Raw genomic sequence first — 1286 nt, 5'->3', positions numbered from 1 at the left:
AATGGCAACAGCAGAAAGACTCTCAATCACAGCCGCTCCTCTTCCTGTTGCAGGAAACAAGAAAGTCCAGAGACGCGTATACGCAAGCAAAACAGCTGACATCAAAAGAGCAGATCCAATAATCGGAATCAAAACGCCTCTAAGCTTATCGAGCCATTCCTTTTGCCGAAGCTGATACAAGTTAAGGCCGGCGACAGCCGCAAAGGAAGCCGCTGTCGCAAGCGATGCGCCTTCAATCCCATAGCGCGGAACCAAAAGTGTGTTTAACACCCATTTCACCGCAACACCCGCGCCCACCGCTATCGCTGGAAAAACTGTGTACCCCGCGCCCTGTAAGACTGCCGCTGCCGTTACTGCCATAGATGCAAACAAAATGGAGCAGCTAAATACTTGTAACGCACCTGTCCCTTCTCCATTTTGAAACAGCATGATATTAACCGGCTTTAGAATGCAAATCAACCCAGCCGATGCGCCCGTACCAAGCACAAGGCATAGTTTCAAAGATGACGTGATTTTTTCTTTCATGATCTTCAGCTCATTGTTTTTTACGGCCATAGAAATATACGGAACGAGTGACGTCGCAATGCTTACGGCAAAAACTGAGCCGAGCTGCAGCAAGGGTTGTCCCCGATCATAGATCCCCTTTAGGCGTTTTGCTTCTTCGCTTGCCTCACCACCCGAAAGCAATGCATATAAATTCAAAGCATCAACAAGCTGGATAAACAAAAGCAGCAAACTGCTTACACAAATTGTAACCGAATATAAAAGCAGTTTTTTCGTCAATTCTTTTGTTGTGATGACATTTTCGTTTTGCCTATCCGTTTGGTTTTCTCTTTTCGTTTTGAACCAAAAAAACCCCAGTATCACCAATGCAACCAAACTTCCGGCAAGAGAGCCTGAAGCGGCTGCCGCTCCCGCAGTATAAAGCGAGGCTCCCTTTTTCACGAGCCAAAATGATAAACCCAAGAGCACCGCAACACGCAGAAACTGCTCTGTCATCTGTGATAAGGCTGAAGGGAGCATTTCGTGCCGCCCCTGAAAACCGCCTCTAAGCAACGCGACAAATGGGAACAGCAGAAACGCGCATGCGGCCACTTGAATTAACACGGCTAGATGCGAATCCCCCATAAAGAGTGCAATAGGAACAGCACCCAGATATAAACAAAGAAATAATAAAATACCGATTAAAGACAAAAACAACGCTGATATTTTTAATATGGTGTGATGATTTTTTTCACTATAATCATTCATCAGCTTTGAAATAATGACTGGAAATCCTGATGTGG

1 protein-coding gene is annotated in these 1286 nt (G+C 45.6%); it reads right to left on the bottom strand.

Translation table 11 applies throughout. The features are described 5' to 3' along the window. A partial coding sequence (locus ACWHAR_RS21825; protein WP_452087804.1) for a polysaccharide biosynthesis protein occupies window positions 1-1286 on the bottom strand: 1286 nt, incomplete at both ends.

Source organism: Bacillus sp. LR--39 (assembly GCF_053613335.1).
This window is presented reverse-complemented; position numbering and strand designations above follow the sequence as displayed.